15 protein-coding genes and 1 tRNA gene are annotated in these 26,666 nt (G+C 28.2%); 14 read left to right on the top strand and 2 right to left on the bottom strand.

The features are described 5' to 3' along the window. Position 1: 1 nt before the first annotated feature. Positions 2-883 carry a GTPase Era gene (era, locus tag ACKTTQ_RS14335; RefSeq protein WP_093870190.1) on the bottom strand — a complete coding sequence of 294 codons (882 nt, stop codon included), beginning with the start codon at positions 881-883 and terminating at the stop codon, positions 2-4. 139 nt (positions 884-1,022) lie between these two features. Here era and ACKTTQ_RS14340 point away from each other — a divergent pair. Next, positions 1,023-1,095, top strand: a tRNA-Met gene (locus ACKTTQ_RS14340). Positions 1,096-1,271: 176 nt separating this feature from the next. Continuing rightward, the gene (locus tag ACKTTQ_RS14345) at positions 1,272-2,033 is read left to right on the top strand and encodes a ThiF family adenylyltransferase (protein ID WP_408049591.1); all 762 of its coding nucleotides are present in this window, start codon (positions 1,272-1,274) and stop codon (positions 2,031-2,033) included. Positions 2,034-2,036: 3 nt separating this feature from the next. Here the strand turns inward: ACKTTQ_RS14345 and ACKTTQ_RS14350 are convergent, their stop codons facing one another. Continuing rightward, positions 2,037-2,795: a response regulator transcription factor gene (locus ACKTTQ_RS14350; protein WP_408049592.1), complete on the bottom strand. Its 759-nt coding sequence runs from the start codon at positions 2,793-2,795 to the stop codon at positions 2,037-2,039. A gap of 226 nt (positions 2,796-3,021) precedes the next feature. Between ACKTTQ_RS14350 and ACKTTQ_RS14355 the strand changes: the two genes are divergently transcribed. The 12 genes from ACKTTQ_RS14355 to ACKTTQ_RS14410 all read left to right on the top strand — a co-directional run bounded on the left by ACKTTQ_RS14355 (position 3,022) and on the right by ACKTTQ_RS14410 (position 26,564). Further along, positions 3,022-3,675: a hypothetical protein gene (locus tag ACKTTQ_RS14355; RefSeq protein ID WP_408049593.1), complete on the top strand. Its 654-nt coding sequence runs from the start codon at positions 3,022-3,024 to the stop codon at positions 3,673-3,675. Between the two features lie 963 nt (positions 3,676-4,638). Beyond that, entirely contained in the window at positions 4,639-5,169 is a 531-nt protein-coding gene (locus tag ACKTTQ_RS14360; protein ID WP_408049594.1) for a UpxY family transcription antiterminator, read from the top strand. Between the two features lie 174 nt (positions 5,170-5,343). After that, positions 5,344-6,642, top strand: coding sequence for a TolC family protein (locus tag ACKTTQ_RS14365; RefSeq protein ID WP_408049595.1), 1,299 nt, complete (start codon positions 5,344-5,346; stop codon positions 6,640-6,642). An 82-nt stretch (positions 6,643-6,724) separates the two neighbouring features. Next, positions 6,725-7,975 carry an efflux RND transporter periplasmic adaptor subunit gene (locus tag ACKTTQ_RS14370; RefSeq protein WP_408049596.1) on the top strand — a complete coding sequence of 417 codons (1,251 nt, stop codon included), beginning with the start codon at positions 6,725-6,727 and terminating at the stop codon, positions 7,973-7,975. Between the two features lie 68 nt (positions 7,976-8,043). Then, a complete protein-coding gene (locus ACKTTQ_RS14375) occupies positions 8,044-8,754 on the top strand; it encodes an ABC transporter ATP-binding protein (protein ID WP_408049597.1) in 711 nt (236 codons plus the stop codon). A 222-nt stretch (positions 8,755-8,976) separates the two neighbouring features. Then, entirely contained in the window at positions 8,977-9,966 is a 990-nt protein-coding gene (gene sbnA / locus ACKTTQ_RS14380; RefSeq protein WP_408049598.1) for a 2,3-diaminopropionate biosynthesis protein SbnA, read from the top strand. 20 nt (positions 9,967-9,986) lie between these two features. Then, a complete protein-coding gene (locus ACKTTQ_RS14385) occupies positions 9,987-10,955 on the top strand; it encodes a 2,3-diaminopropionate biosynthesis protein SbnB (RefSeq protein ID WP_408049599.1) in 969 nt (322 codons plus the stop codon). 244 nt (positions 10,956-11,199) lie between these two features. Continuing rightward, a complete protein-coding gene (locus ACKTTQ_RS14390; protein ID WP_408049600.1) occupies positions 11,200-12,192 on the top strand; it encodes a TauD/TfdA family dioxygenase in 993 nt (330 codons plus the stop codon). A gap of 96 nt (positions 12,193-12,288) precedes the next feature. Then, positions 12,289-14,229 carry a cyclic peptide export ABC transporter gene (locus ACKTTQ_RS14395; protein ID WP_408049601.1) on the top strand — a complete coding sequence of 647 codons (1,941 nt, stop codon included), beginning with the start codon at positions 12,289-12,291 and terminating at the stop codon, positions 14,227-14,229. A gap of 37 nt (positions 14,230-14,266) precedes the next feature. Continuing rightward, the gene (locus ACKTTQ_RS14400; protein ID WP_408049602.1) at positions 14,267-16,657 is read left to right on the top strand and encodes an ABC transporter permease; all 2,391 of its coding nucleotides are present in this window, start codon (positions 14,267-14,269) and stop codon (positions 16,655-16,657) included. A 222-nt stretch (positions 16,658-16,879) separates the two neighbouring features. After that, entirely contained in the window at positions 16,880-23,236 is a 6,357-nt protein-coding gene (locus ACKTTQ_RS14405; RefSeq protein WP_408049603.1) for an SDR family NAD(P)-dependent oxidoreductase, read from the top strand. A gap of 16 nt (positions 23,237-23,252) precedes the next feature. Next, entirely contained in the window at positions 23,253-26,564 is a 3,312-nt protein-coding gene (locus ACKTTQ_RS14410; RefSeq protein WP_408049604.1) for a condensation domain-containing protein, read from the top strand. Positions 26,565-26,666 lie beyond the last annotated feature (102 nt).

Genomic DNA, 26,666 nt, shown 5'->3' on the forward strand with positions numbered 1-26,666 from the left:
GTTAATCTTTATATCCAAAACGTTTTAATTGTTTATCATTAGAACGCCAGTTTTTGTTAACTTTTACATATAAATCAAGAAAAACTTTTTTATCAAAAAAACGCTGTAAATCTTTACGAGCTTCTGTACCAACCCGTTTAATTGCACTTCCTTTATGACCAATTATAATACCTTTTTGAGTATCACGTTCAACCATAATTACTGAGCGAATTTTTATAATATCTTCTTCTTCAGTAAAACTTTCTGTTTCTATTTCAACAGAATATGGAATTTCTTTTTTATAATGTTGTAGTATTTTTTCTCTAATTTTTTCATTAACAAAAAAGCGTTCAGGTTTATCTGTTAATTGATCTTTAGGGTAAAAAGCTGGGCCTTCAGGTAAAAGTTCTATGATTTTTTGAAAAACATTTTCAACATTGAATTTTTCAAGAGCAGATATTATATAAACAAATGAATTTGGAACTTTATTTTTCCAGTAGTTAATTTTATCTTCTACTTCCTCTTGACTAGATTTATCTATTTTATTTAACAATAAAATTACTGGTATTTTACTGTGAATTATTTTATTGAAAAAAGCTTCGTTTTTTAGCTCTTTTTCCCCCATTTCTACCATGTATATGAGCACATCAGCATCTTCAAAAGCTGCTTTTACAAAATCCATCATAGATTCTTGTAGCTCATAAGCTGGTTTTATAATACCAGGTGTATCAGAAAAAACAACTTGATAATTATCATTATTCACAATTCCTAAAATACGATGTCTAGTAGTTTGTGCTTTAGAAGTAATTATAGAAAGTTTTTCACCAACGAAGGCGTTCATTAAAGTTGATTTACCAACGTTTGGATTACCAATAATATTTACAAATCCTGCTTTGTGTACCATGAGGCAAAGATACATGGTTTTTAAAAACAAAAAGGATTTTTAATGGTCTGTAATTGTAGTGGTTATGTTTTTTGCGAATAAAAAGATGCTTTTTATTTGTTTATAAAGATAAAAAAGACGTATATTTGCAACCGAAAATCGCGGGATAGAGCAGTAGGTAGCTCGTCGGGCTCATAACCCGAAGGTCACTGGTTCGAGTCCAGTTCCCGCTACTATTTTATAAAACCTTTCAATTTATTGAGAGGTTTTTTTTTGCAATACATTGAAATTATTTAATAATAGTTTAAAGTAAGATATCTAATATAAAAGAGTTAAAATTTAAAAACTACCCTTTAGTGTAAATTACATTATCTAGATTGCTTTACTTTTGATATAATAAAACATAACAATGGAAGATAGATATATAAGGAATAGAATATACTTGAATGAAGAGGAACAAAAGATAATAAGAGATTTTCCAATATTACTTGCGGGCGGAGGAATAGGAAGTGTTATAGCAGAATGTGCATTACGTTTTGGTTTTGAGACAATTACTGTTGTTGATGGAGATCAAGTTGAGAAATCTAATTTGAATCGTCAAAATTATACTGAAGCTGATGTTACTGATAATAAAGTGAATGCATTAAAGAAACGTTTATTATCAATTAATAAAAATGCAAAAATTAAATGCGTAGATTTTTTTCTAACTGTTGAAAATGTTAAAGAACATATAGAAGGGCATAAAGCAGCAATAAATGCTTTGGATTTTTCTTCTCCAGTGCCTTTGATTTTTGATACAACTTGCCAGAAGTTAAATATCCCAGTTTTACATCCATATAACATTGGTTGGGGTAGTTTGGTTACCGTTATAACAAAAGATGGATTATCATTAGATACTTTATCTAAACCTGATCAAGATTTTAACGAGGTTGTTATGGTAGAGTACGCTTCAAGTTATTTAAAATTTTGGGGTAACCCTCAACAATGGATTGACGATGTTATAGAAAAATATAGAAAAGAAGAAGGTACATTATCTCCTCCACAACTGTCAATTGCATCGTGGTCAGTAGCAGCAATGTGTACACATTTACTTTATAATATTGCAACAGGTAAAAAGTTTAAAAAATTCCCGGAATTCTATTTGTCAAAGGTAATAGATGATGCTTTATAGTAATTAAATTAATTTATTATTTGTAGCTGAAGAAATAGCTTCTGAAATATTAGCTACTTCTAATTTTGTAAATAATTTTCTTCTATGAAATTTAACTGTATCGGGAGAAACAAAAATAGCATCTGCTATTTCACCAATAGTATAACCTCTTATAGAGAATTGTAAAACTTCTTTTTCTCGATCAGTTAATTTTATTTTATCCATTGTCTTCCAGAAGTTACCTTCCAGATCATATTTAAGTACTTTATTATCTCCTTTTTTATAGATCTTAATATTTCCAGATTGTTTTTCTGATGATAAAGAAATAATACAGATGGCTTTCCAGATTTTTCCAGACTGTGTTAAGTATACTGGAGTTAGTTTTTGATTAATTAAAATTTTTTTTCCATCAGGGTTTTTTAAATGAAAATCATAACTAATAGTGTGGTATATACGTTGTTCAACTGGTATGTTTTCAAAGAAATCAAAACCAATAGTATTGATTTTTAATAATAAGTCTAAATCATCTTTAATGACATATTTAAAATAAAAAGCATAGCCCATTTCTTGAACTTCAGAAGCTGTGTGTCCACATAAAAATAATGGATTTTCAGAAACATATTCAAATCCTTTTTTTTCATAATCAATAACATAAATACTCTTATATGTAGTTCTTGCGAAAGCCTTAATTGCTTCTACATAGTTCATATTTTGTTTTATTTCATTCTCAGAAATTTCATTGACAGTGTTACGAGATGTAAAAAAGTCATTTTCATTTGGCATAGTACTATTTTTTTTGGAACCTAAAAGTAGTGTTTTTTTTTAACATTTAAAAAGAAGCCAAACTATACTAGTTTTTGGTTGTTTTATTTATCCTATAAATGATATTTTAATAAATAACCAAAAACTACCTATAAGGGTAGTTTTTGGTTATTTGCCTGATAACTAAACTTTTGTGTAGCGTGTTGGGATGTTGGTTGTAATAATTTTAGCTAAAACAAAAACCACTATGCTAGTTCAAAATCAACAACCAAAAGTAAGCAAAAATGAATTCTTAAACATGTCTAAATTTATCGTTACAGAGAATTTTAAGCATCATACAGGTAATAATTCTTCAACAAATTATAAGAATGAAATTAGTTCAGTATATGAAGAAGAAGTTAGTTATTCGAACAATTCAAAAATATTTGTAATTAAAGAAAATAGCGAAAGTATACTAGGGACTATAAGAGTTTTAAAATGGGATTATATTAGTATGCTTCCAATACAAAAAATGTTTGGAATAAATCCATTAATGTGTACTAATGGGAGTTCTATAAATGAGATATGGCATATTGGAAGATTTGCTATAAAACAAGGAGTACGTGATATTAATTTATTAAAAAAATTAATGGTTTGTGCAATTATGCCTGTTTGTATGAATAAAGGAAACATTGCTTTTGCTGAATGTGATGCTAAATTACTACGTGTTATGTCACTTATGGGAATTGAAACCAAAGTAGTGGGAGAGTCTATTAATTATTTGGGATCTGAAACCGTTCCAGTAAGTATGTCTTATGATGGATTAATTAATTTTTATGAAGGGAATAAGTATTTGATTAGTGAATCAAAAGATTTTAATGAATTACCAAAAGTCAATGTATTATTTAATGACGTAGTATAAATTTATTATATTAAGTTTTACTTAATATTTTGTGATATAAAAAGTGATAAACATATTACCATTAAAGAATTTAAGTAATGAAAATATTGAAAGGAGTTTTACAAGTGAATTAGATGGATTATATATTTCTAATTAATACTTTGAAAACTATAAGTAGCTTTTAAGAATTTTGACAAAACATAGAATTCCATTTTTTAATGATAGAAGTGTTTTGTATTGAAGTCCCGTTAATTTTTTTGAATATTAAGAATGTTCAATTTTTAATATCACTACCTAAAAGTATAGTAATTAAGGTGTAATAATGTAACTACCTTATGGTGTAGCAAAAAAGTTACATAAGTACTTTAAATTTGAATAAACAGTAAGCAAAAGATAAGTTCATTGAATTGTTAATAGTTAAAGTCTTCTTTTAATAGGGATATTAAAAGAGTTTGTTTAAAAATACTTTAAACTTAGATTAACAAAACAATGTTTGTAGTCAGTACTAAATTGTATTGATTAAAATGATTACTCTAATTTTTTAATTAAACAACCATGTGACATGGAATGGCGAAGCCATGTTTAGTCGATAAAAATAACTTAAGAAGAAAAATAATACAACATGTAGTAACTAATTAAGTCATTTTAAAAATTAGATTGAAACTACCTAAAAGTGTAGTAATTAAGTTGTAACGATGTAACTACCTTTTGGTGTAGTTAAATAATAAGAGTTGTGCTTTAAATTTGAATAAAGAATAAGTAAAAGATAAGTTCATTGATTTGTTGATAGTTAAAAAAACTTCTTTTGATGAGTGTGCCAAGAGAACTCGTTTAAAAATATTTTAAACTTTAATTGACAACGCAATGTTTACAATCAGTACTAAATTGTATTGATTAAAATGATTACTCTAACTTTTTTAAATGAAATAACCATGTGACATGGAATGGCGAAGCCATATCCAGTCGATAAAAAAAACAGGAAAAATGAAAAATAATATAGGGTGGCACGTGCTTCATGTAAAGTTTAATAATGAGAAAAAAGCGCATAATGATTTAAAAAGATTAGGTGTTGAATCATTTCTTCCAATGGGATTAACAATAAGACAATGGAGTGATCGAAAAAAGAAAATTTATACACCTTTATTTCCTAGTTATGTTTTTGTTAATATAAAATCTAAACTAGATTTTCATACAGCTCTTTCTGTAGATTCTGTAAGGTCATATATCCGTTTTGGAGACGAATATGGGAGGGTTTCTGAAAAGGAAATCAAACAAATGAAAATTTTAACTGAGGATAAAGAAATTACAGAGGTAGAAACGAATGTTAAACTACCAAAAATAGGGGATAAACTTAAAATTGAAAAAGGAAAATTATCAGGAGTAGAATGTGAAGTTTATAGAATAAATGAAAATCATAAAATTAATGTTTGGATAAATTCTTTACATCAAAATATATCAGCTACTGTGCCATTGCATTACTTTCAAGGAGGTGGAGCAGGTTTAATACAGCATTAAAATGAAAAACATACGAACTAGAAATTAACCATTAATTAATAAGAAGCATGAATTTAATAAAACCAAGCTCTATTGAGTGCGTACCGTATGTAGAATTAGAAACTAGCTATTTAAATAAAAACCATGAAAATCAATTTTCAAATATTTATAATAACATTTTTGATGATCTCAAAGATGAGCGTTGGGCAAGAGCGCTGGACGTTAAATAAATGTGTAGAGTATGCTATTGAACATAATTTACAGATTAAGAAGAATAAATACAAAAATGAATCTAATAGGGAAAAATATAAACAATCATATAGAAGTTTATTACCATCTGTAATCGCTACTTCTGATTATGCTACTCGTTTTGGGCGTTCAGTTGATCCGAATGATAATAGTATTTCTGATACAAGTTTTTTTATAAATAATTATTCTTTAGAAGCAACTGTAGATTTATTTAAAGGGTTTCAGAAGTTGAACGCTATAAAAGCTTCTAATCTTATTTACAAAACAACTGAAAAAGAAACTTTACAGCAAAAGTATTTGTTGGCTTTAAGAGTTATGCAAGCATTTTACGATGTTCAGTTTCTTAAAGGTGCCTTAAATATAGCTGAAGAACAAACAAAAGTATCTCAGGCTAATTATGATTTGGTGAAAAGGAAAATAGAATTAGGCGTTGGAGCTGGAGCGGATCTTTATGAGGCTGAATCAATTTTATTAACAGAGAAGCTAAATGTAACAACAACATTTAATAGGTTAGCAGCTGCAAAATTAGTCTTGATTCAAGAAATGAATCTTGAGGAAGCTACTGATATTTTTTTAGTAGAAGAAATAACTAAAAAAGACGAGTTAAAACTTACTAAAGTACAGTCTGACTCCATTTTTAAGAAAGCAAAAGATTTTATACCAACAATTAAGGCTCATGAGTTTAAAATTGAAGCAGTTAAAAAGCAATTAGCAATAGAAAAAGGTAAATTATATCCTTCTTTATCTTTATTTGGAAGATATGGAACAGCGTATGCTGAAACAATTAAGGATAATCTAGGTAATACTGTTTCTTTTGGAAAACAAATTAAAGAAAATGCTTTTCAAGTTGTAGGGTTGTCTCTGAATATTCCAATTAGTACAGGGTGGGCAACACGTTCTAATATAAAACAACAAAAAATCGCTTTTTTAGACGCAAAAAATGATTTGTTAATACAAAAACAAATTTTATATAAAACTATTCAGGAGTTGGTGCTTGAATATCATGCCCTTCAAGTTGAGTACAAGCAAACTATTAAAAATGAAGAAGTGCAGGGATTAGCTTTTACTATTGCTCAGAAAAGGTATGAGAAAGGAATGATTAGTTCCATAGAACTTTTTACAGCTAAGAACCTTTTTGCAAATTCTCAAAATCAGAATTTACAGGTGAAATTAAAACTTGAAGTGAATAGAAGTACATTAAATTTTTACCAAGGATTACCTGTTTTTACAATTGGCTCTAAATAAAAATAATTAATACAAATACACTTGAAGCTAAGGTTTAAGTGTATAATAATAAAATTTATAAATAAACAATATTTTTTTAATTATGGATATACAAATTAAAAAGAAAAAAGGATTTCGAAAAAAACATTATGGCTACATAGCCCTCTGTTTGTTAGTTCTTTTTGTAGGATATCAATTTGTTTTTGTAACAAGTATTTCTACATATAGAATAGAAAGAGATAAGGTTTCTATAGCTAAAGTTACAGACGGAAAGTTTGATGATTATATAACAATAAATGGAAATGTAGCTCCAATAACAACAATATTTATGGATGCTTATGAAGGGGGAAGAGTTAGTGAAAAAATGATTGAAGAAGGGGCAACAGTAAAAAAAGGTGATATTATTCTGAAATTAGAAAATATGAATCTTTATGAAAAAATTATGGCTAGTGAGAGTAATTTAGCTTTAAAACAAAATGATTTAAGATCTACAAAGCTAACATTTGATACTCGTCAAGTAGAAGGTAAAAGATCATTAGCAACGGCAAAAACAGACCTTCAAAGATTAAAGAGAAACTTTACCCAAAATAAGTCTCTTTACAAAGAAGAACTAATTTCTAAAGAAAAGTATTTGCTTTCTAAAGAAGATTATGAATTGGCATTAGAACAATTTAATATTATAAAATTACAAAAAGATAATGATGATAATTTAAGAACTACTTCATTATCAGGCTTAGATACTGATTTAAATAGGATGAGAAAAACATTAGCGATGGTGTATAAGCGTTTAGATTATTTAAATGTAAGGGCTCCAGCTGATGGACAGCTTGGTTTTTTAGATGCTGAAATAGGTCAAAACATATCTCAAGGTCAACGCATAGGTCAAATAAATGTATTGACAAACTTTAAAATTGAAGCCAATATAGATGAACATTATATTGAACGAGTAAAAAGAGAATTACAAGGTGTTTTAGAACGCAATGGAACCAATTATTTTTTACGTTTAAGAAAAGTTTATCCAGAAGTTCGAAATGGGAAATTTAAGGTAGATCTTGTTTTCATGAATGATAAACCAGAAACTATTAGAACAGGACAAAGTTATAATTTAAAGTTAAAGCTAGGAGAATCTTCTGATGCAATTCTTTTACCAAAAGGAAGTTTTTTTCATAGTACTGGAGGACAATGGATTTTTGTTTTAAATCCTGATGGAAATGAAGCCGTAAAACGTAATATACGTGTGGGAAAACAAAATTCTAAATATTATGAGGTACTTGAAGGGTTAGAACCTAGAGAAAAAGTAATTATAAGTAATTATGATAGTTTCGGAGATGTTGAAAAAATAATATTAAAATAAATAAGAGCAAAACTATTCGCTTGAATAAGGGTTAGTCTCAGTAAATTAATAACTAAAATTTGTTAAAAATGATTAAAATTGGAAATTTAAATAAAAGTTTTATAACAGAAGATGTTAAAACCTTGGCTCTTAATAATGTCAGTTTTAATGTTAAAAAAGGAGAGTTTACTGCTATAATGGGACCTTCTGGTTGTGGTAAGTCAACTTTATTGAATATTATAGGTATGTTAGATAGTGGAGATTCAGGTAGCTATATATTCAATGGGCAAGAAATAGGTAAGTTCAATGAAAAAGAATTTGCTGAACTTAGAAAAAGTAATATTGGATTTGTTTTTCAAAAATTCAATTTGATTGATGAGTTAACTGTTTTTGAAAATGTAGAATTGCCTTTAATCTACCTTAATATAAGTAAAAAAGAAAGAAGAAATCGAGTGAAAAAGGTTTTAAAAAGGATGCAAATTGATCATAGATCAAAACATTTCCCGAAACAATTATCAGGAGGGCAACAGCAACGTGTAGCAATTTCAAGAGCAGTGGTAACTAACCCAAAGCTAATTTTAGCTGATGAGCCTACAGGTAATCTTGATTCCAAAAATGGAATTGAAGTAATGAATTTACTTAGTGAGTTAAATAAAGAAGGAGCTACCATTATCATGGTAACTCATTCAGATAGGGATGCCAAATATGCTGATAGAGTTATTCATCTTTTAGATGGAAAGATAGCTTTTGAAAGCAGAGCGAATATTAAAGAAAATAAGGAATTAGCCGCTTCTGTTTAATATAATTTATTTTCGATAATGCAATAATCAATTTGCTTTCTACTATCGGAAATTATCAAAATGATCGTGACTTCATAAGCTACACGATTTACTTTCATTTTATACAATACATCTACTAAATATTTATTTAGTTGAAATAAAAATTACCAAACTATAAATGTTGGTAGTATATCTATTCTAATGCTTTATAAAAAAATAACAAGCTTTTAAATTACAGAAATCATGGTAAACAATATATTAAATAAAATTGGAAATACTCCAATGGCATCTCTTCCGATAGCAAACGAACCAAATCTAAATGTTTTTGCAAAATTAGAATTCTATAATCCTACGGGAAGTGTAAAAGATAGAGCAGCCTGTTATATTATAAATCGTTTATTAAGTGAAGGAACGATAAATAAAAACACAACATTAATTGAATCATCTTCTGGTAATTTTGGTGTAGCACTTTCTGCTTATGCTAAACATAATGGTTTAAAATTTACTTGTGTAATTGATAAAACTACTTTGCCAGTAAATGAGATGTTAATTCGGTTACAAGGAGCTGAAGTTATTCGTATAACAGAGCCTGATGCTCATGGGGGGTATTTGTTAAATAGAATAAAAAAAATAAAAGAAATACTAAATAAAACAGATAATATTTATTGGGTAAATCAATATGCAAATCCATTAAATGCGCAGGCGTACTATAATTCTTTAGGGACCGAAATTTGTTTAGAGGCACCTAGACAAAAAGTTGATTACTTATTTATGGGAATTAGTTCCGGGGGAACAATTACAGGGGTTTCTCAAAGGGTCAAAAAGAACTACCCTAATGCAAAAGTTATTGCAGTAGATGTAAACGGTTCTGTGATTTTTGGAGGGAAATCACAGAAGAGATTTATTCCAGGAATAGGTTCTAGTATGAGGCCTGAAATAATAAAACACGCAAAAATTGATGATGTAGTGTATGTGAATGAAGACGAAACAATAAATTCTTGTAGAGAGTTGTTGGAGAGACATAATTTATATGCTGGTGGTTCATCAGGTTCTGTATATGCTGGGATTAAAAAATATTTTAAAAAAAATAAGGTAGACTCTAAAGTTAATATCATGTGTGTATTTGCAGATAGAGGAGAGAGGTATATGAGTACTATTTATAATGATGAATGGTGTGAAATGGTGAGAGAGTATAATGATCAAAATGTTTATTCAGAGGCTGTAGCAATATAAAAATAAAAATTAATAAAAAAATGATATACTTAGGAGATAAAAATATTAAGAATTTAAAATTAGACTGGGAGCAAAACATTAAAGCAATAGAATTGGCAACTAGATGTATTGAGTCAGAAGATATTTCCCAACCTATAAAACCTTATTTAAGGTATAGAAATCCCAAAAATAGAATTATTGCAATGCCAGCTTTTGTTGGTGGGGATATAAATAGATCTGGAATAAAGTGGATTGCTAGTTTTCCTGAAAATCCTCAAAAAGGAATTGCGAGGGCACATAGTGTTATTGTCTTGAACGAAGCAGAAACAGGCAAACCTGTTAGTGTAATAAATAGTGGTTCTATATCGGCAATCCGTACGGCTTCAGTTAGTGGTTTAATCATAAAGAAATTTTTAGAACTAAAGCGACATAAAAAAGTAAAAGTAGGTTTAATAGGCTTTGGCCCAATTGGACAATATCATTTAAATATGTGTAATGAATTACTTGGTGATTCATTAGAAGAGGTACTTTTATTTGATTTGAAAAATATTTCTAAAGATGAAATTGCTTATCCTTTAAAAGACAAAGTTAATATAGTTGGAAGTTGGGAAGAAGCATATACAGATGCCGATATATTTATTACATGTACAGTATCAAAAGAACCTTATATAAATAAAAAGCCTAAAGATTCTTCTCTTCATTTAAATGTTTCTTTAAGAGATTATAAGACAGACGTGTTTCCATGGTTTGCTGAAAGTATAATTGTTGATGATTGGAATGAGGTATGTAGGGAAAATACTGATATAGAAATGTTTCATAAGGTCAATCATTTAGAAAGTAGTCAAGTAAAGCTTATGCAAGATGTTTTAAATGGTTTTTTTAAAACTTTAAAAAAGAATCAACCTATAATGTTTAATCCTATGGGGATGGCTGTTTTTGATATGGCAATTGCTAATAATTATTTAAATACTGCTATAGAATTAAATAAAGGTGTTTTATTGGAAGCATAAGAGATTTTAACTTACAAAGAAGGGGAATTAGATGTAAGTGATTGTTTAGAAGTAAATCCAAATACTTTATTGATTAATTATTTTTTAATGATAATAAATCAAGAAGTAATAGTTTTATTATGAATAATATACTTAAGTCTATTCTTTGTAATGAAACTGAAAAATAGAATTCACGCTCAGAAAGGATTTTTTTAAAAACTGAGCTTTAACCTTTAGAGAATAGGCAAAAAATAAAATTTACAAAATGGAAATATTTACCGAGTCACAAACGATACAAGGAATTGAACTAGGGAGAAATGTTGATATAAAGACTTCATCAAATAATAACCCGCTAACAATAAAATTAAAAGAAGATATAGATGTTTTCATATGGGCAAAACAGTACAAAGATGAATTAAATAAGATGCTTCTAGATCATGGAGCACTACTTTTAAGAGGGTTTAAAATAGATGGAGCCAAAAACTTTAATAAGTTGTTTTCAATTATTTCTGGCAAGGGAATAGAGTATAAGAATAGAACATCACCTAGAGATCGTGTATATAATAATGTTTATACTTCTACAAGTCATCCAAGTGATCAAACTATTCATATGCATACAGAAAATTCTTATTCTAATTTATATAATAGAATAATAGCTTTTTACTCGTTAGTGCCTGCTTTAAAAGGTGGAGAAACACCTATTGCAGATGAAAGAAAGCTTCTGGCTTGTTTAAAAAATGAAACTATAAAAAAATTTAGAGAAAAAGGAATTCAGTATGTTAGAAATAGTATGCCTGGAATTGGATTAAGTTGGCAAACAATTTATCAAACAAATGATAAAAATGAAGTAGCTAAAATTCTTACATCATTTGGTCATGAGTTTGAATGGGTAAATGAAGGTCACTTGAGAGTTAAATGGACTCTTCCTGCGATACAGCGACATCCGATTACTAATGATGAGATGTGGTTTAATCATATGTTTTTTGGATTAAAGTGTTTATACGATCCTGCTATTTTAGAATATTTTGAAGAGGAGAGTTTACCTTTTGCTACTTATTATGGGGATGGAACTGAAATTGAACCAGAAGTAATAAAAGAATTTATAGATTTCTATAAAGAAAATTCTATAGTTTTTAAATGGGAAAAGGATGATTTCTTACTACTTGATAATATGATGTTTTCACATGGAAGACGTCCGTTTGAAGGAGAGCGAACTACATTAACCACAATGGGACAACCACAAGAAATGATTACTTAAAAGTAGCATCAATAAATCTTTATAAGATTTTATTTGAAAGAGAGAAAAAACATAATAAATATTATAGCATATTAAAAAATAAAACCAATTAATACAATGGAAAATATAACTAATAAATTATTCATATTAAGCGGAATCATAGCTTTTTTAGGAATATTGTATTTCGGAACCGTACTATATCAAATATTTAAAAAAGAAAGAAAGATAGATTTTTCCTTTAAAAAAATTGTTAATTATTTTTTAGGATTTGTAATACTTGCACCTATAATTGTATCGATATATTTTTTTCCTGTAGCTTTTTATGATCAAAATTTTTGGTCAAGCACAAAATTAGAAAATTTAGAATTACAAACATCAATAATATCTATTGGAGCTATGATTATAGCTTTTTATACCGTTGTAAGACTCTCTGTCTTTATGCCACATAAAAATCATTATTTTAATGTAACACCACAATTGTTATTGTTGAGTTTATTTCCAGGAGTAGCCAGTGCTGTTAATGTGATGATTATAAGTAAGTTTGTTTCGGAGGATGTTAATGCTGGATATCTTTTGTTTTTTTTCATAGTAACTACCTTTACTTACATTGTAACAGTTAGAATAAGTAAAAGACAAACTGCAAATCTTGGAATTTTAATTGCTCATAAAGTAAATATGACAATTATTAAAAAAATGCTAAAAAGTACATACCAAAAATATGAAAAAATACAAAATGGTAAAATTTATACCATGTTGAATGATGATGTAAATGCGATTTTCTATTTTTCACAAGATGCAGTAAATATGTACATAGCGGCAGTTACTACAATCTTAGTTGTAGTTTACATGTTTACTTTAAATATCATAAGTTCTTTAATGTTTTTAGGAGCAACACTTTTTATATTTAGTATATTTTTTCTTTTGTCTAAGCCTCTTAAAAAAGCAGGGCAAAAAGTACTAATTAAAAGAGAGTTTTTTAATAATTTAGTATCAGGATTGGTTAATGGGTTTAAAGAACTAGTCTTGCATAAAATAAAAAGAGATAGATTTTATACAGACATAGAAAAATCAAGTAAAAGTGCTTTCGAAGCTCGTAAATCTAATGTTAATTTAGAAATAGATTCTTCTTTGTTCTCTGAACTTTCTTTTACTACCGCAATAGGTGTGACTTGTCTACTCTTCCCATTACTTTTTCCAGCAGATAAAGATATTACAACAGCTTATGTCATTGCGGTTTTATTTTTATGGGGTCCAGTTGGTATGCTAATTAATACAGCTCCTCATATTATAAACGTTCAAGTATCTTGGAAAAGAATTAAAGCTTTTTTAGGAGATGATGAAATTGAGGAGGTTACAGTTAATGATAGTGTTGGGAAAACTACCATTCCTAAAGTGGGTAAAATAACAGTAAAAAATGTTTGTTTTAATTATGAGGGTGAAGAAAACACTTTAACCTATGGTATAGGACCAATCTCTTTTGAAGTAAATGAAAGTGAATTAGTTTTTATAGTTGGTGGAAATGGAAGTGGTAAGACCACATTACTTAAGTTGTTAGTAGGGCTATATGAGCCGACTTCAGGTAGTATCCTAATTAATGATGAAAACGTAACAAATAGAAGTTTAAGTGAGTGTTTTTCAGTTATTTATAGTGATTTTTATTTATTTAAAAAGTTATATGATATTAAAGAAGATCGTCTTAATCAAGTTTATGAATGGTTAAAAGTACTTCAATTATCAGAAAAGGTTAAAATTGAAGAAGGAGCCTTTAGTACAATAGATTTATCTAAAGGTCAACGCAAACGTTTGGCAATATTAAAGTCATATTTAGAAGATAGACCTGTTTATTTTTTCGATGAGGTGGCAGCTGACTTAGATCCTGAGTTTAGAGACTTTTTTTACAACGAGTTACTTGTGAAAATGAGAGCAGAGGGGAAAATATTAATTATTATTTCACATGATGACAAGTATTTTAATTTAGCTGATAATATTTATAAAATGGATATGGGAAAAATTTCAGTTTTAAATAAAGAACTAACTACATTATCTAGCCAGTATTAATTGTAATGTTTCATGTGTAATAAAAATATTAGAGAATATGTTAAAACTTAATTTTTTACTCGTTTTGCGACAGTTAAGGAAAGATAAAAAATCTTTTCTTGTAAATTTAATCGGTTCATCAATTGGTTTTACCTCAATTGTTTTAATGGCTCTTTATATATCTTATGAAGGAAATTATGATAGTTTTAATGAAAATCATGGTAAGTTATTTCGAATAGAAAGAACAGTTAATGATAAAATTGAGCATCAAAAATTTGATACTACACCTTATGAACTTGCCAAGAAAGTAAAAGTGTCTTTTCCTGAGATTGTAAATGCTTCTAGTGTTAGAACAACAAAGAATTATTTATCTATAGATAATGAAGTATACCCAAGAGAAGAAGGGTTGATAGCTGATAATTCTTTTTTAAAAATGTTTAGTTTTCATTTTATAAGTGGGAGTCAAAATAACGCATTGGTTGAGCCAAAGAGTATAGTATTATCTGAAACACTGGCTAATAAACTGTTTCCAGAGGGAGAAGTTATTGGTAAAATTATTAAAGTAAATAAGAAATCGTTTGTAACTGTTACAGGTGTATTTAAAGATTATCCACAAGATTCTCATTTTAGTATGGAGTACATTATTTCGTATAATTCTTATAAGGAATTGTTTGGAATCAAACACGAAAAAGGATGGGATACGAATTATTCGTGTACATACATTTTACTTGGTAATGGTGTTCAAGTAGATAAATTATCTGATAAATTAAAAAATCTGTTAGATGATCATGTAACGTTTGAAGATGGAAGTACAGAGTTATTAAGTATTAGACCAATTACTGATGTATACTTGAATTCACTTGATGTAAGAAATGACGCCGTTGGTGGAGTAAGAAATAATGTAATTGTAATTTATTTATTTCTTATAGTTGTTTTTTTTACAGCTTTTGTAACTACCGTTAATTATATAAATTTAACAACTACGCAGTTGGTTAATAGAGAGCTAGAAATAGGAATGAAAAAAGTGTTAGGTATTTCAAAAAATCAATTACAGTTTCAATTTATTATTGAATCATTGTTTATGATTTTTAGTATTATTCTTCTCTCTAGTGTACTTGTTGTTTTTATATTGCCATTTTTTAGTGAAGTTGTAGGTAGAGATCTTTCATTGTCATTTAAAGGGAGTAATTGGTTTTTCTTAAAAATAGTTTTTATAAGTTTAGTGTTAGGTTGTATCGGAGGATTATATCCTGTATTTTATTTAGCTTCTTTAAAAATTACTTCTTTTCTTCAAGGAAATACATCCATTAAACGTAGAAGTTATTTAAGAAAGGGCCTCGTTTTATTTCAACTGTTTATTACTATACCATTAATATTTTTATCTATTTATATAATATCACAAATTGATTATTTAAATGAGAAAGATTTAGGTTTTAAAAAAGAAAATTTATTAATGACCTGGATAAAAACACCAAATGAAGAATCAACTGAACATCTTAAAGTTATAAAAAACACCTTACTCCAAAACCCAAATATTCTTAATTATACAATATCTGAAGGAGCACCTTTTTTTAGTTCTGGAGGAAATAAAAAGATGGGATGGGAAGGAAGTGTAAATAATGAAAAAATTCGATTGTCTTCATATGCTGTAGATTATGATTTTCTTGAAACATTTAAAATGAATTTAGTAAAAGGGAGATGGTTTTCGAAAGAATATTCAACAGATGTAACCAATTCATGTATTGTTAATGAAACTACTGTTTTACTTATGGGGTTAAAAGATCCAATAGGAAAAACAATTGATAATGGGCGACTAAAAATTATAGGAGTTGTTAAAGATTTTAATCAATTTTCATTATTTCAAAAAATACCTCCAATAATGTTTACAATGACTGCTGAAGATAAAGCATATGCAGTTGTAAGCATTAAAATAAATAATAATAATAGGGTAGAAACTAAAAGAGAAATTAACGAAGTTTTTAATTCAAGTTTTACAAATGATCCTGTTGAATTTAGGTTTTTGGAAGATGGATTTGACAAAGGATACATGAGTGCATTAGAAAATGTAATGAAAATATTTATTTTATTTTCTGTGATATCAATTTTATTAGTAGTTATTGGTTTATATAGCTTAATCTCATTTTCTTTAAAAACTCAAAAGAAGATGATTGCTATTCGTAAAATTTTAGGAGCAAGTACAAAAAAATTATTTACACTTATTTTAAAAGAGTATGTGGTTTTATATGTTATAGCAACATCTTTAAGTTTAATTTTAACTTATTTTGGGGTACTACAGTTTTCTGAAATATTTCCATATAGTGTTGGTGTTACACCATTAGTTTTTTTAAACGTAATTCTGATAACTTTTTTTATTGTTTTAATTTCAATAAGTGGGAAAATATGGTTTGCTTCTCGTGAAAACCCTATTAACGCTATCAATAATGAATAAAATATAGAAGATAATAATATTTTCTAATATTTTCTAATAAAACTCTTTTCACTTCAGTCATAAGAGTACATTAAAGAAGCATAAGTTCTTCTTTTAAATCCATAAACTTTTTTAAAAAAAAATTCTTATTTAGGTATAGCTATTAGGTTAATCAATGCTTATTAAGAATAAGTTTATGGTCATACAAAATTATACTACTAATTATTTCTTTTATTCTTAATTATGAAAAATCAAAATAAACCTATAGCTATTGTGGGAATGGGATGTCGATTCCCAGGTTCTAGTTCTTCTCCAGAGAAATTTTGGAAGATGTTATTAAATGAAACAGACGGTATAATTGATGTACCATCAGATAGGTGGGATAATAGACGGTTTTACGATGAAAATGAAAATAAACCAGGGAAAATTAGGGCAAAACAAGGTGGTTTTCTAAAAGAAAAAATAAAAGATTTTGATCCATTGTTTTTTGGTATTTCACCAGTAGAAGCAGAATCATTAGATCCACAAGAAAGAATCTTGCTAGAAGTAGCTTATGAAGCATTTGAAGATGCAGGAGTTTCTTTAGATAAAATAAAAGGATCTAATACAGGTGTATTTATGGGAGGCTTTACTTTAGATAATTATTCTATACAAACATCAAAAGAAAATAGACATTTAATAAATTCACATACAGCAGTGGGATTGTCAATGACTATGCTTTCAAATAGATTATCCTATTTCTTTGATTTAAAAGGACCTTCAATAACTATAGATACAGCTTGTTCATCATCTTTAGTGGCTACACATTATGCTTGCCAGAGTATTTGGAGAGGAGAATCTTCAATGGCTTTGGTTGGAGGAGTTAACGCATTGCTAAGGCCAGAAGTATCTCTGTTTATGAGTAAAGGTCAGTTTCTTTCTAAGCATTCTCGTTGTAAAACATTTGATAGTGATGCAGGTGGATATGTTAGAGGAGAAGGAGGGGGAGCAGTTATTTTAAAACCCTATGAAGATGCGTTAAAAGATGGGGATAGGGTATATGCTTTGATTAAAGGAACGGGTGTTAATCAGGATGGACATACCAATGGTATAACGGTTCCAAGTAAAGAAGCACAAAAAAAATTAATTAGAAAAGTGTATGAAGAAAATGGTGTTAATAAAGAAGATATTCATTATGTTGAGGCTCATGGAACAGGTACTCCAGTTGGTGATCCAATAGAGTTTAGTGTTTTGAATGAGGCACTGTCTGAAGAAAGAGATCCAAAATCTAAATGTTTAGTAGGCTCTGTTAAGACAAATATTGGCCATTTGGAAGCAGCTTCAGGAGTTGCTGGTTTAATAAAAACAGCGCTATGTTTAAATAAAAATTCAGTTCCAGCTAATTTACATTTTAACACCCCAAATCCAGCGTTAAATTATGAAGAAAGTATTTTAAAGGTACCCACTTCGTTAGAAAAATTACCACAAAATTTAATATCGTACGCTTCTATTAATTCATTTGGATATGGAGGAACAAATGCCCATGCGGTATTAAAACAAGTGCCTCTTAATACTAGTAAAAAAACATATAATTTAGAAAAAGAAGATCATTTTATTTTTCCTATTTGTGCTAGAAGTAATGAAGCTTTAAAAGAATTAGTAACAAAATATAAAAATTATCTTCAAAATGGAAATGAAAACTTTCCTCAAGTAATTAGTAATGCTATTTATAGACGATCACATCATTCAGATAGACTAGCTATTGTAGCATCTTCCAAAGATGAGTTATTAGAGAAAATAGAAGCTTTTGAAGAAGATATTTTAGTTAAAGGGGTAGTAAAAGGAAATGTACAAGCTAAGAATCCAGAAGTTGTTTTTGTGTATACAGGAATGGGACCACAATGGTGGAAAATGGGGCTTGAATTAATGGAGACAGAACCTGTTTTTTATAAAGCTGTTAAAGAATGTGATATTGAATTTGAAAAAATATCTGGGTGGTCAATCATGAAAGAAATGAAAAAGCCAGAAGAGATTTCTAAAATTAAAGAAACTTATATAGCACAACCAGCTAATTTAATTATTCAAATTGCTTTAACACGTTTACTCGAACATTATGGAGTAGTACCAAATGCAGTTGTTGGGCATAGTGTAGGAGAAGTAGCTTCTACTTATATCTCTGGAGCATTGTCTCTTAAAGAAGCTTTACTAGTAAGCTATCAAAGAAGTAGGTTGCAGCATAAAACTGCAGGAACTGGAACAATGTTAGCGGTTGGGCTTTCTGAATTTGATGTAAAAGATTCATTGAAAAACTATAAAGATGTTTCTATAGCAGCTATTAATAGTCCTGGTTCGGTTACTTTGGCTGGTAAAAAAGAAAGTTTAGAAGAGTTAGAGGAGTATTACGAAACCATGGGGGTATTTCACCGTTTGTTAGAGGTAACTGTTCCCTATCATAGCCCAATGATGGAACCAATTAAAGAGAACCTTTTGGATTGTCTTAATAGTCTTAAGGGAAAAGAAACAAATATAGATCTGTATTCTACTGTAACAGCAGATAAAATTTCAGGAGAAAATATTAATAATAAATATTGGTGGAAAAATGTTCGAGAGCCTGTTAGGTTTTCTAAAACAATGGATTCTTTAGTAAGAGATAAATATAAGGTTTTTATTGAAATAGGACCACATCCTGTTTTAAAAAACTCAATGAAAGAGTGTATTAAAAATCAAGATTCTTTTCAATTATTACAAACTTTAAATAGAAAGGTAACTGAACAGCTAAACTTTTTTGAAAATATATCAACTCTTTTTACACTTGGTTACCAAATAAATTGGGAACGTTGGGTAGCTAAATTACCTCATTTGTCTTTACCGTCTTATCCATGGCAGAAAGAAAATTACTGGAGAGAGTCTGATCAGTCAATACAGGATCGAATAGGTGGAGAGAGAAGTGTGTTTCTTAATGAAAAAATCCATTCTCCACAATTAACATATAGTGTAGAGCTTAATAAATATTTTTTCCCATTTATGAACGATCATATTGTTCAGGATAATGTAGTATTTCCGGGAGCTGGTTATATAGCAGCTGGTATTGCACTGTATCAGGAAGAAATAAGTAAACAAATTCCTTTTGGGTTAGAGAATATTAAGTTTCATCAATTACTAGTAATAGATGATCATAAAATTCAAGATTTATATACTTCATATGATTCAAAAAGTAATCATTTTAGTATTCATAGTAATGATGTAGGTAATGACACACAATGGATAAAAAGATCTACAGGTAAGTTTATTGTAGGGAATTATACAAAATCAGCTTCATCAATTGATGTTAAATCAATATTGACTCGGTTAAAGGGGAGTTTTTCCGAAGAAGAAGTGTATGCAAAATTGAGCAAAGCTAAATTAGAGTATGGTCCTTATTTTAGAGCTATAAAAGAAATTAAGTATGAAGGAAATGAAATAGTTGCTAAAATAATTGGACATCCAATTGTTAAAGAAATGTCTGAAGAATATTTTATTCATCCAATTTTATTAGATGCTTGTTTTCAATCAACAATAGCTTTTGATAGTTCTGAATTTGTACCTGTTTCAGTAGGTAAAATGTATTTTTACTTTACTCCAGGAGAAGAGTTGATTTGCTACGCAAATTTAATATCACGTACAGCTAACGCCGTAATAATTGATATGAAAATATGTGATAGTGAAGGAAATGTTGCAATAGAAATAAAAGATTTTAAATGCCAGTCGTTAGTAACAAGTCAATTAGATACCAATAATTTTATTCATAATTGCTTGTATGAGAATGATTGGTTTGAAGAAAATGTAAATATTGAAAAAAATCCTAATACTTCTGGTATTACATACATTTTTGCTGATGATTATTCTTCTTGTATACAACTTATAGAAAAATTAGAAGGTAAGGTTACAGTATTACAGCCTGGATCTAGTTTTAAAGAATTAAGTGAAGATCATTATATAATTGATATTGAGAATTTAGATAGCATATCAAAGTTTTTAGGAAACGATTTAAAGTCAGATTTGACATTAATATATATGTTAAAAAATGATACACTTAAAGAGGTGTCAATAGTAAGCGAGAAGTGTTTGAAGCAAATAAATCCATTATTAGAAGTAGTACAGTTTTTCTCTAGAAAATCAGAAAATAAATTTACACTCAACTTGATAACTAAAGGAACTCAGGTGGTTACAAAAAACGATAAAATTTTATCAATAGAATCTACAGTAGTCCATGGGTTAGGGAGGTTAATAGGTAATGAATTATCAAAATGGAAAATTAGGTTGATTGATTTCGAAGCTAATAATTGCTCACGAATCTCTGAGAGTGAATGGGGAAATGTTTTGAATAAAATGTATAATTCAACAAAACCATTTGAAGAAATTGCAGTTAGAGAAGATAAGGTTTATAGAAAAGGAATGAAGGAGTGGGAAGAAAAGAATACTAAATCAAATATAGAGTCTATACAATTTAAAAATAGAGCACTTAAATTGATGCCTCCTGATTATAATGATATTGAAAATTTATATTTCGGAAGAACTGAAAGAAGAGTACCCAAGGCAGATGAGATAGAAATTTTAATAGAGAGTTCAGCTATTAGTTTTAAGGATTACTTAAAAATATCAAATAAAGTTTCATCAGAAATTATTGAAGGTACTTATGGTGAAAACTCATTAGGGTTAGATTGTGTTGGAATTATTACCAAGATAGGTTCAGAAGTGACTAAGTTTAATGTTGGTGATAAAGTTATAGCAATAGCAGCTGGAACTTTTCAATCTTTTACAATTACTTCTGAAAATTTAGCAATAAAATGTCCTGAAAAATTGAAAGGAACGGATGCAAATATTGCTCTAAACTATCTAATTACTTTATATAGCTTAAAAGAGAAAGCAAGCCTTACAAAAGGAGAAAAGATTTTAATTCATAATGCAACTGAAGGAGTAGGATTGGCTGCTATTAATTACGCAAATATGATAGGGGCTGAAGTATACGCTACAGTAGATACTGAAGAAAAACAGAATTACCTTAAATCAATTGGAGTAAGTAATATATATAATTTTAAGAGTCTTGATTTTTCTAAAGAAATTTTAGTGTCAACTAAAGGAAAAGGAGTAGATGTTATTCTTAGTGATTTACCGAAGGAAACTTTACATCAAAGTATGTCCATTTTGGCACCTTATGGAAGATATTTAGAAATAGGGAAAAAAGACATTATTGATAATACTTTACTTTCTATGAGTTTTTTTAACAAAAACATTTCATACATTTCTGTAGATATTGATCAAGTTTTAAAAGATAAACAAGAAGTAATATCAATATTATTTAAAGATTTATTAAGGAATTTAGAATCTGGTGTTTTGCAACCTATTCCAAATAAGGTGTTTACGCCAAAAGAAATTTCAAAGGCATTTGAATTAGTTGAAAGCACTACTAATATTGGTAATGTTATCATAAACTTCAAAAATCAGTTTATAGAAATAAAAGAAGAAGATGTACTTTTTAAAACAGATAAAACATATCTAATTACTGGAGGAACAAAAGGATTAGGGTTAGAAATAGGAAAATGGTTAGTTGATAATGGAGTAAAGAATTTAGCTCTGTTAAGTAGAAGCGGACTCAAAGATTCTCATACAAAGAAGGAAGTTAATCAAATGAAAGAAAGAGGAGTAAACGTTAAGGTGTATTCCGTAGATGTATCTGAATTAGATCAAATGGCTAAAGTATTTTCTCAAATAAAAAAAGAGCTTCCTGAGATTGTAAGTATTTTTCATTGTGCTATGGTTTTAGACGATGGTTTTTTAATAGATATGAATGAAGATAGATTTAGAAAAGTTTTAAGACCAAAAGTTAATGGAGCAACGAATATTCATCACTTAAGCAAAGGTTTGAATCTAGATAATTTTGTGTTGTTTTCTTCAATTTCATCTCTAATTGGAAATGTAGGTCAAGCTAATTATATAGTTGCAAATGCATTATTAGATTCATTTGCAAATCTTCGTAAAAGCATGGGGTTACCAGCTACAACAATTAATCTTGGAGTTCTTGCAGAGTCAGGTGTTGTTTCAAGAAGTGAAAATTTAGAAATGATTTTACAAGGGGTAGGAATTCGAAGTTTTACAAATGAACAGGTTTTACTTGGGTTAGAAAAAATATTAAGAGAAAAACCAACACAAGTAGGCTTTTTTGATTTGAATTGGGAAGTTTTAAGTAATAATTTACAGGGTAGTGGATTATCTATTTTTCAAGAACTGATAAAAGATAATGTAAATTCTAATAGCGAATTAAGTAATGAACAAAGTGAGTTTTTAAATGAGATGTTATCATTAGAAACACAAGTTCAGTACGAGTTTGTTAAATTATTTTTAAAAGAAGCTTTGTCGAAGATGTTAAAACTACCGAAAGATAAAATTCAATCTGATAAAGGAATTGGTTTCTTAGGAATTGATTCTATACTGTCTGTTGAGTTGTTAAGAATTATAAATAACAAGTTTTCTTTAAAAATGACTTCAATGGAACTGTTGGCTTTACCGTCTGTAAATCAATTGTCAACGATGGTGATAAATAAAGTTGTGGAAGGATTTGATTTAGAGGGGGTTAAAATTTAAAAACTTGTAAAGATTTATGGAATTAAAAGGTCAAACAATACAAGAAATATTTTTAAAAAATATCAATTCTAAAAAAGAATCTGGCATTACTTTTATTGAAGGAAGTGGTGATGTTCAGTATTTATCATATAAAAAACTTTATCTAGAAGCTAGTTATAAATTATATGCTCTACAAGAAAGAGGAATAAAACCTGGTAATGAGGTAGTGTTTCAGTTTCAATCAAATAAAAATCTTATTATTACTTTTTGGGCTTGTGTATTAGGTAATTTTATACCAGTACCTATAGTGTTAGGAACTACTTCAGATATAATTAGTAAAATTATAGGAGTGTGGAGGAAATTAAAAAACCCATATATAATAACAGATTTTTCTTCTTTAAAAACAATTATTAAAGACTATGGTCAAGAAAAAAACCTAAAGATAAATAATGTTATATCTAAATATATTAGCTATGATGAATTAGCGTATACACAGAAAGCTTCTTCTGTTCCTGGAGAATCTTCAGATATAGTTTTCATTCAATTTTCATCAGGATCTACTGGAAATCCAAAAGGGGTAATAAACACTCAAGAAAGTATTATATATAATATAAACCTGTCATTAAAAATGTGTGATATTCAGGAGTCTGATAGGTTTTTAGGTTGGATGCCTTTAACACATGATATGGGATTAGTTTTCTTTCACTTATTACCATTGTTAGGAAATGTTTCACAGTTTTTAATGCCTTCGATGTTGTTTCTTTCTAACCCTGAAATATGGTTAGAAAATTTATCTAAACAAAAAATAACGATTTCAGGGTCTCCTAATTTCGGATATGTTCATGTTCTTGAAAATATAAAGAAAGAAAAATTAGAAGAATTGTCTTTTGATACAATAAAGTTAATGGCAAATGGAGCTGAACCAGTTTCTATTGAGGTTTGTAGAAAGTTGGTGGAAATATTAAAACCGTATGGTTTTAAAGAAAAATGTATGACTCCAGGGTATGGTTTAGCTGAAGCGGTATTAATAGTGTCTTTATGTAATAAAGAAAATGGTTTTAAAGAGTTTTTTCTAAATCGAAATAAATTAAAAATAGGAAATAAAGTTGAATTTAAAGAATCAAAATCTGCTAATACTTCTTCTTTCGCAGATTTAGGGGCTTTTGAGGGGACTGAAATAAAAATAATTAATGAAAAGGAAGAATGCTTGTCAGATGATACTTTAGGGATCATTCAACTTAAAAGTACAGCAATTACATCTGGATATTATAATGATCAAGAAATGACCGATAAATTAATATCAAAAAGTGGTTGGTTTAATACAGGAGATATAGGGTTTACTCATAAAGGACATTTAATTATAACAGGTAGAGAGAAAGAGATGATTATAATTAATGGGCAAAACTATTTTCCTAATGATATAGATAATGTTATTGAAGAGCTAGCCTCTATTAAATTTCAACAAGCAATTTCATGTAACGTTTTTAATAATGAAAAATACAAAGATGAACTATTTGTATTTGTAAATTATATAGGAGAAGTTGAAGATTTTTTAGTAATATCAGATGCAATAAAAAAAATAATTAGTGAACGAATCGGGCTTGTTGTAAAAAAGGTGATAGCTGTTAAAAAAATACCTAGAACTACAAGTGGGAAAATTCAAAGATACGTTTTAAGAGAAAGATATATTAATGGAGATTATAATGAGTTTATAAAAGTATTTTTTAAATACGAAAATAACTTAAAAAAGGATTCTTATGTTGTTCCAAAGACTGAGGTTGAAAAGAAATTAGCGAATATTTGGAAAGATTATTTTGGAATAGATGAAGTAGGAGTAACGGATAATTTTTTCTACTTAGGAGGTAGTTCTATCGGTTTAGGGGTTTTAGTGTCAAAAATTCAAGAAAAATTTGGAGTTCATATAGATATTAGAGAGTTGTTTATTGCTATTGATTTTAAAGATCAAGTAAAATTAATTGAAAACTCATTCATTAGACCTATAGAAGAGATTAAGGTTTCTACAAAAAAATCATATTATCCAATTTCTAAGATACAAAAAAGGTTATTTGTTAATTATCAGATGGATTCATTATCTATAGCATACAATACACCAGTTGTGTTATCTTTTAATGATCAAATAGATGTTCAACTATGTGAGAATATTTTTAAAAAAATTATTGAGCGTCATGAAATACTAAGAACCTCATTTCATGTTTACAATAACGAATTGATTCAAAAAGTACATGATACTGTTAACTTTTCTATACAAAATATCGAAATGGTAGAAGAAGGTTTTGATAAACTATTAAAGAAATGTATAAAACCATTCAATTTAGAAGAACCGCTTTTGTTTAGAGTTTTCTTTTTAGAAAAACAAAACAAACTTATTTTAGATATTCATCATATTGTATCTGATGGAGCTTCGTTTGATATTCTATTTAAAGAGTTTTATGCGTTATATAAAATGGAGGAATTACCGCAATTAAAACTTCAATATAAAGATTTTTCAGAATGGCATAAAAAATTCACTTTAGGAGTTGAATTCAATAATCAAAAAGAGTTTTGGTTAAATCAATTTGAAGATATGCCTGAACCGTTGAGCCTACCTTATGATTTTCAAAAAATGAAATCTAGTGTTGCTTATAATGATACTTTAAGCATAGTTATTGATGGAGAAAGAAGAAAGAAATTAATAGAAGTAAGTAAAGAAAAAAGAGTGACAATGTTTACTCTTTTACTAACTGTGTATTATTCTTTTCTTTATAAAATAACGTATCAAGAAGATATTGTTATTGGTTCTTCAACAACAGGGAGATGGTATAAAGATATGGAAAACATAATGGGAGTGTTTACAAACTTATTAGCATTACGTAATTTTCCAAAAGGAGATATTAGTTTTTCAAGTTTTCTTAAAGAAGTTAATGAAAATGTTCTTGATTGTTTATCTAAACAAGAATATACCTATGGAAATTTAGTAGATGATTTAGAACTAAAGCCAACTCAGAGTAATAGTCCTTTGTTTAATATAATGTTTGAGTATTATGCATTTGACTGGTCCAAATTAAAAAAACAAGATACTATTTTTTCAAAAATAGAATACCCTTCTATAGAATCAAAATTTGATTTGACGATTAAGATAGTTGAAGAAGATAATAGGCATATTTTTCTTTTTGACTATAACACAGACTTATTTATAAAAGACAGTATTGAACGTTTTGCCTCTTACTTTATTCGAATTATAGATAATATATCAGATGATGCAGAACTATTATTGAAAGACATAGAAATTTTATCAGATACTGAAAAAACTAAAATACTAACTGAATTTAATAGCGCAAGTATATTATGAACATAAATAAAACAATTATCGATTTATTTAAAGAACAAGTTTCTTTAAAGGAAGATACCGCTGCGGTTGTTTTTGAGCAAGAGAGTCTATCTTATAAAGAAT

The sequence above is a fragment of the Tenacibaculum halocynthiae genome (assembly GCF_964512825.1).
Lineage (GTDB): Bacteria > Bacteroidota > Bacteroidia > Flavobacteriales > Flavobacteriaceae > Polaribacter > Polaribacter halocynthiae.

Bases quoted from the DNA above. Each gene is read 5' to 3' on its own strand.
- ACKTTQ_RS14410 (WP_408049604.1), top strand. From the start codon at position 23,253: ATGGAATTAAAAGGTCAAACAATACAAGAAATATTTTTAAAAAATATC.
- ACKTTQ_RS14350 (WP_408049592.1), bottom strand. From the start codon at position 2,795: ATGCCAAATGAAAATGACTTTTTTACATCTCGTAACACTGTCAATGAA.
- ACKTTQ_RS14355 (WP_408049593.1), top strand. From the start codon at position 3,022: ATGCTAGTTCAAAATCAACAACCAAAAGTAAGCAAAAATGAATTCTTA.
- ACKTTQ_RS14400 (WP_408049602.1), top strand. From the start codon at position 14,267: ATGTTAAAACTTAATTTTTTACTCGTTTTGCGACAGTTAAGGAAAGAT.
- ACKTTQ_RS14375 (WP_408049597.1), top strand. From the start codon at position 8,044: ATGATTAAAATTGGAAATTTAAATAAAAGTTTTATAACAGAAGATGTT.
- ACKTTQ_RS14405 (WP_408049603.1), top strand. From the start codon at position 16,880: ATGAAAAATCAAAATAAACCTATAGCTATTGTGGGAATGGGATGTCGA.
- ACKTTQ_RS14345 (WP_408049591.1), top strand. From the start codon at position 1,272: ATGGAAGATAGATATATAAGGAATAGAATATACTTGAATGAAGAGGAA.
- ACKTTQ_RS14385 (WP_408049599.1), top strand. From the start codon at position 9,987: ATGATATACTTAGGAGATAAAAATATTAAGAATTTAAAATTAGACTGG.
- ACKTTQ_RS14365 (WP_408049595.1), top strand. From the start codon at position 5,344: ATGAGCGTTGGGCAAGAGCGCTGGACGTTAAATAAATGTGTAGAGTAT.
- era (WP_093870190.1), bottom strand. From the start codon at position 883: ATGGTACACAAAGCAGGATTTGTAAATATTATTGGTAATCCAAACGTT.
- ACKTTQ_RS14370 (WP_408049596.1), top strand. From the start codon at position 6,725: ATGGATATACAAATTAAAAAGAAAAAAGGATTTCGAAAAAAACATTAT.
- ACKTTQ_RS14390 (WP_408049600.1), top strand. From the start codon at position 11,200: ATGGAAATATTTACCGAGTCACAAACGATACAAGGAATTGAACTAGGG.
- ACKTTQ_RS14395 (WP_408049601.1), top strand. From the start codon at position 12,289: ATGGAAAATATAACTAATAAATTATTCATATTAAGCGGAATCATAGCT.
- sbnA (WP_408049598.1), top strand. From the start codon at position 8,977: ATGGTAAACAATATATTAAATAAAATTGGAAATACTCCAATGGCATCT.
- ACKTTQ_RS14360 (WP_408049594.1), top strand. From the start codon at position 4,639: ATGAAAAATAATATAGGGTGGCACGTGCTTCATGTAAAGTTTAATAAT.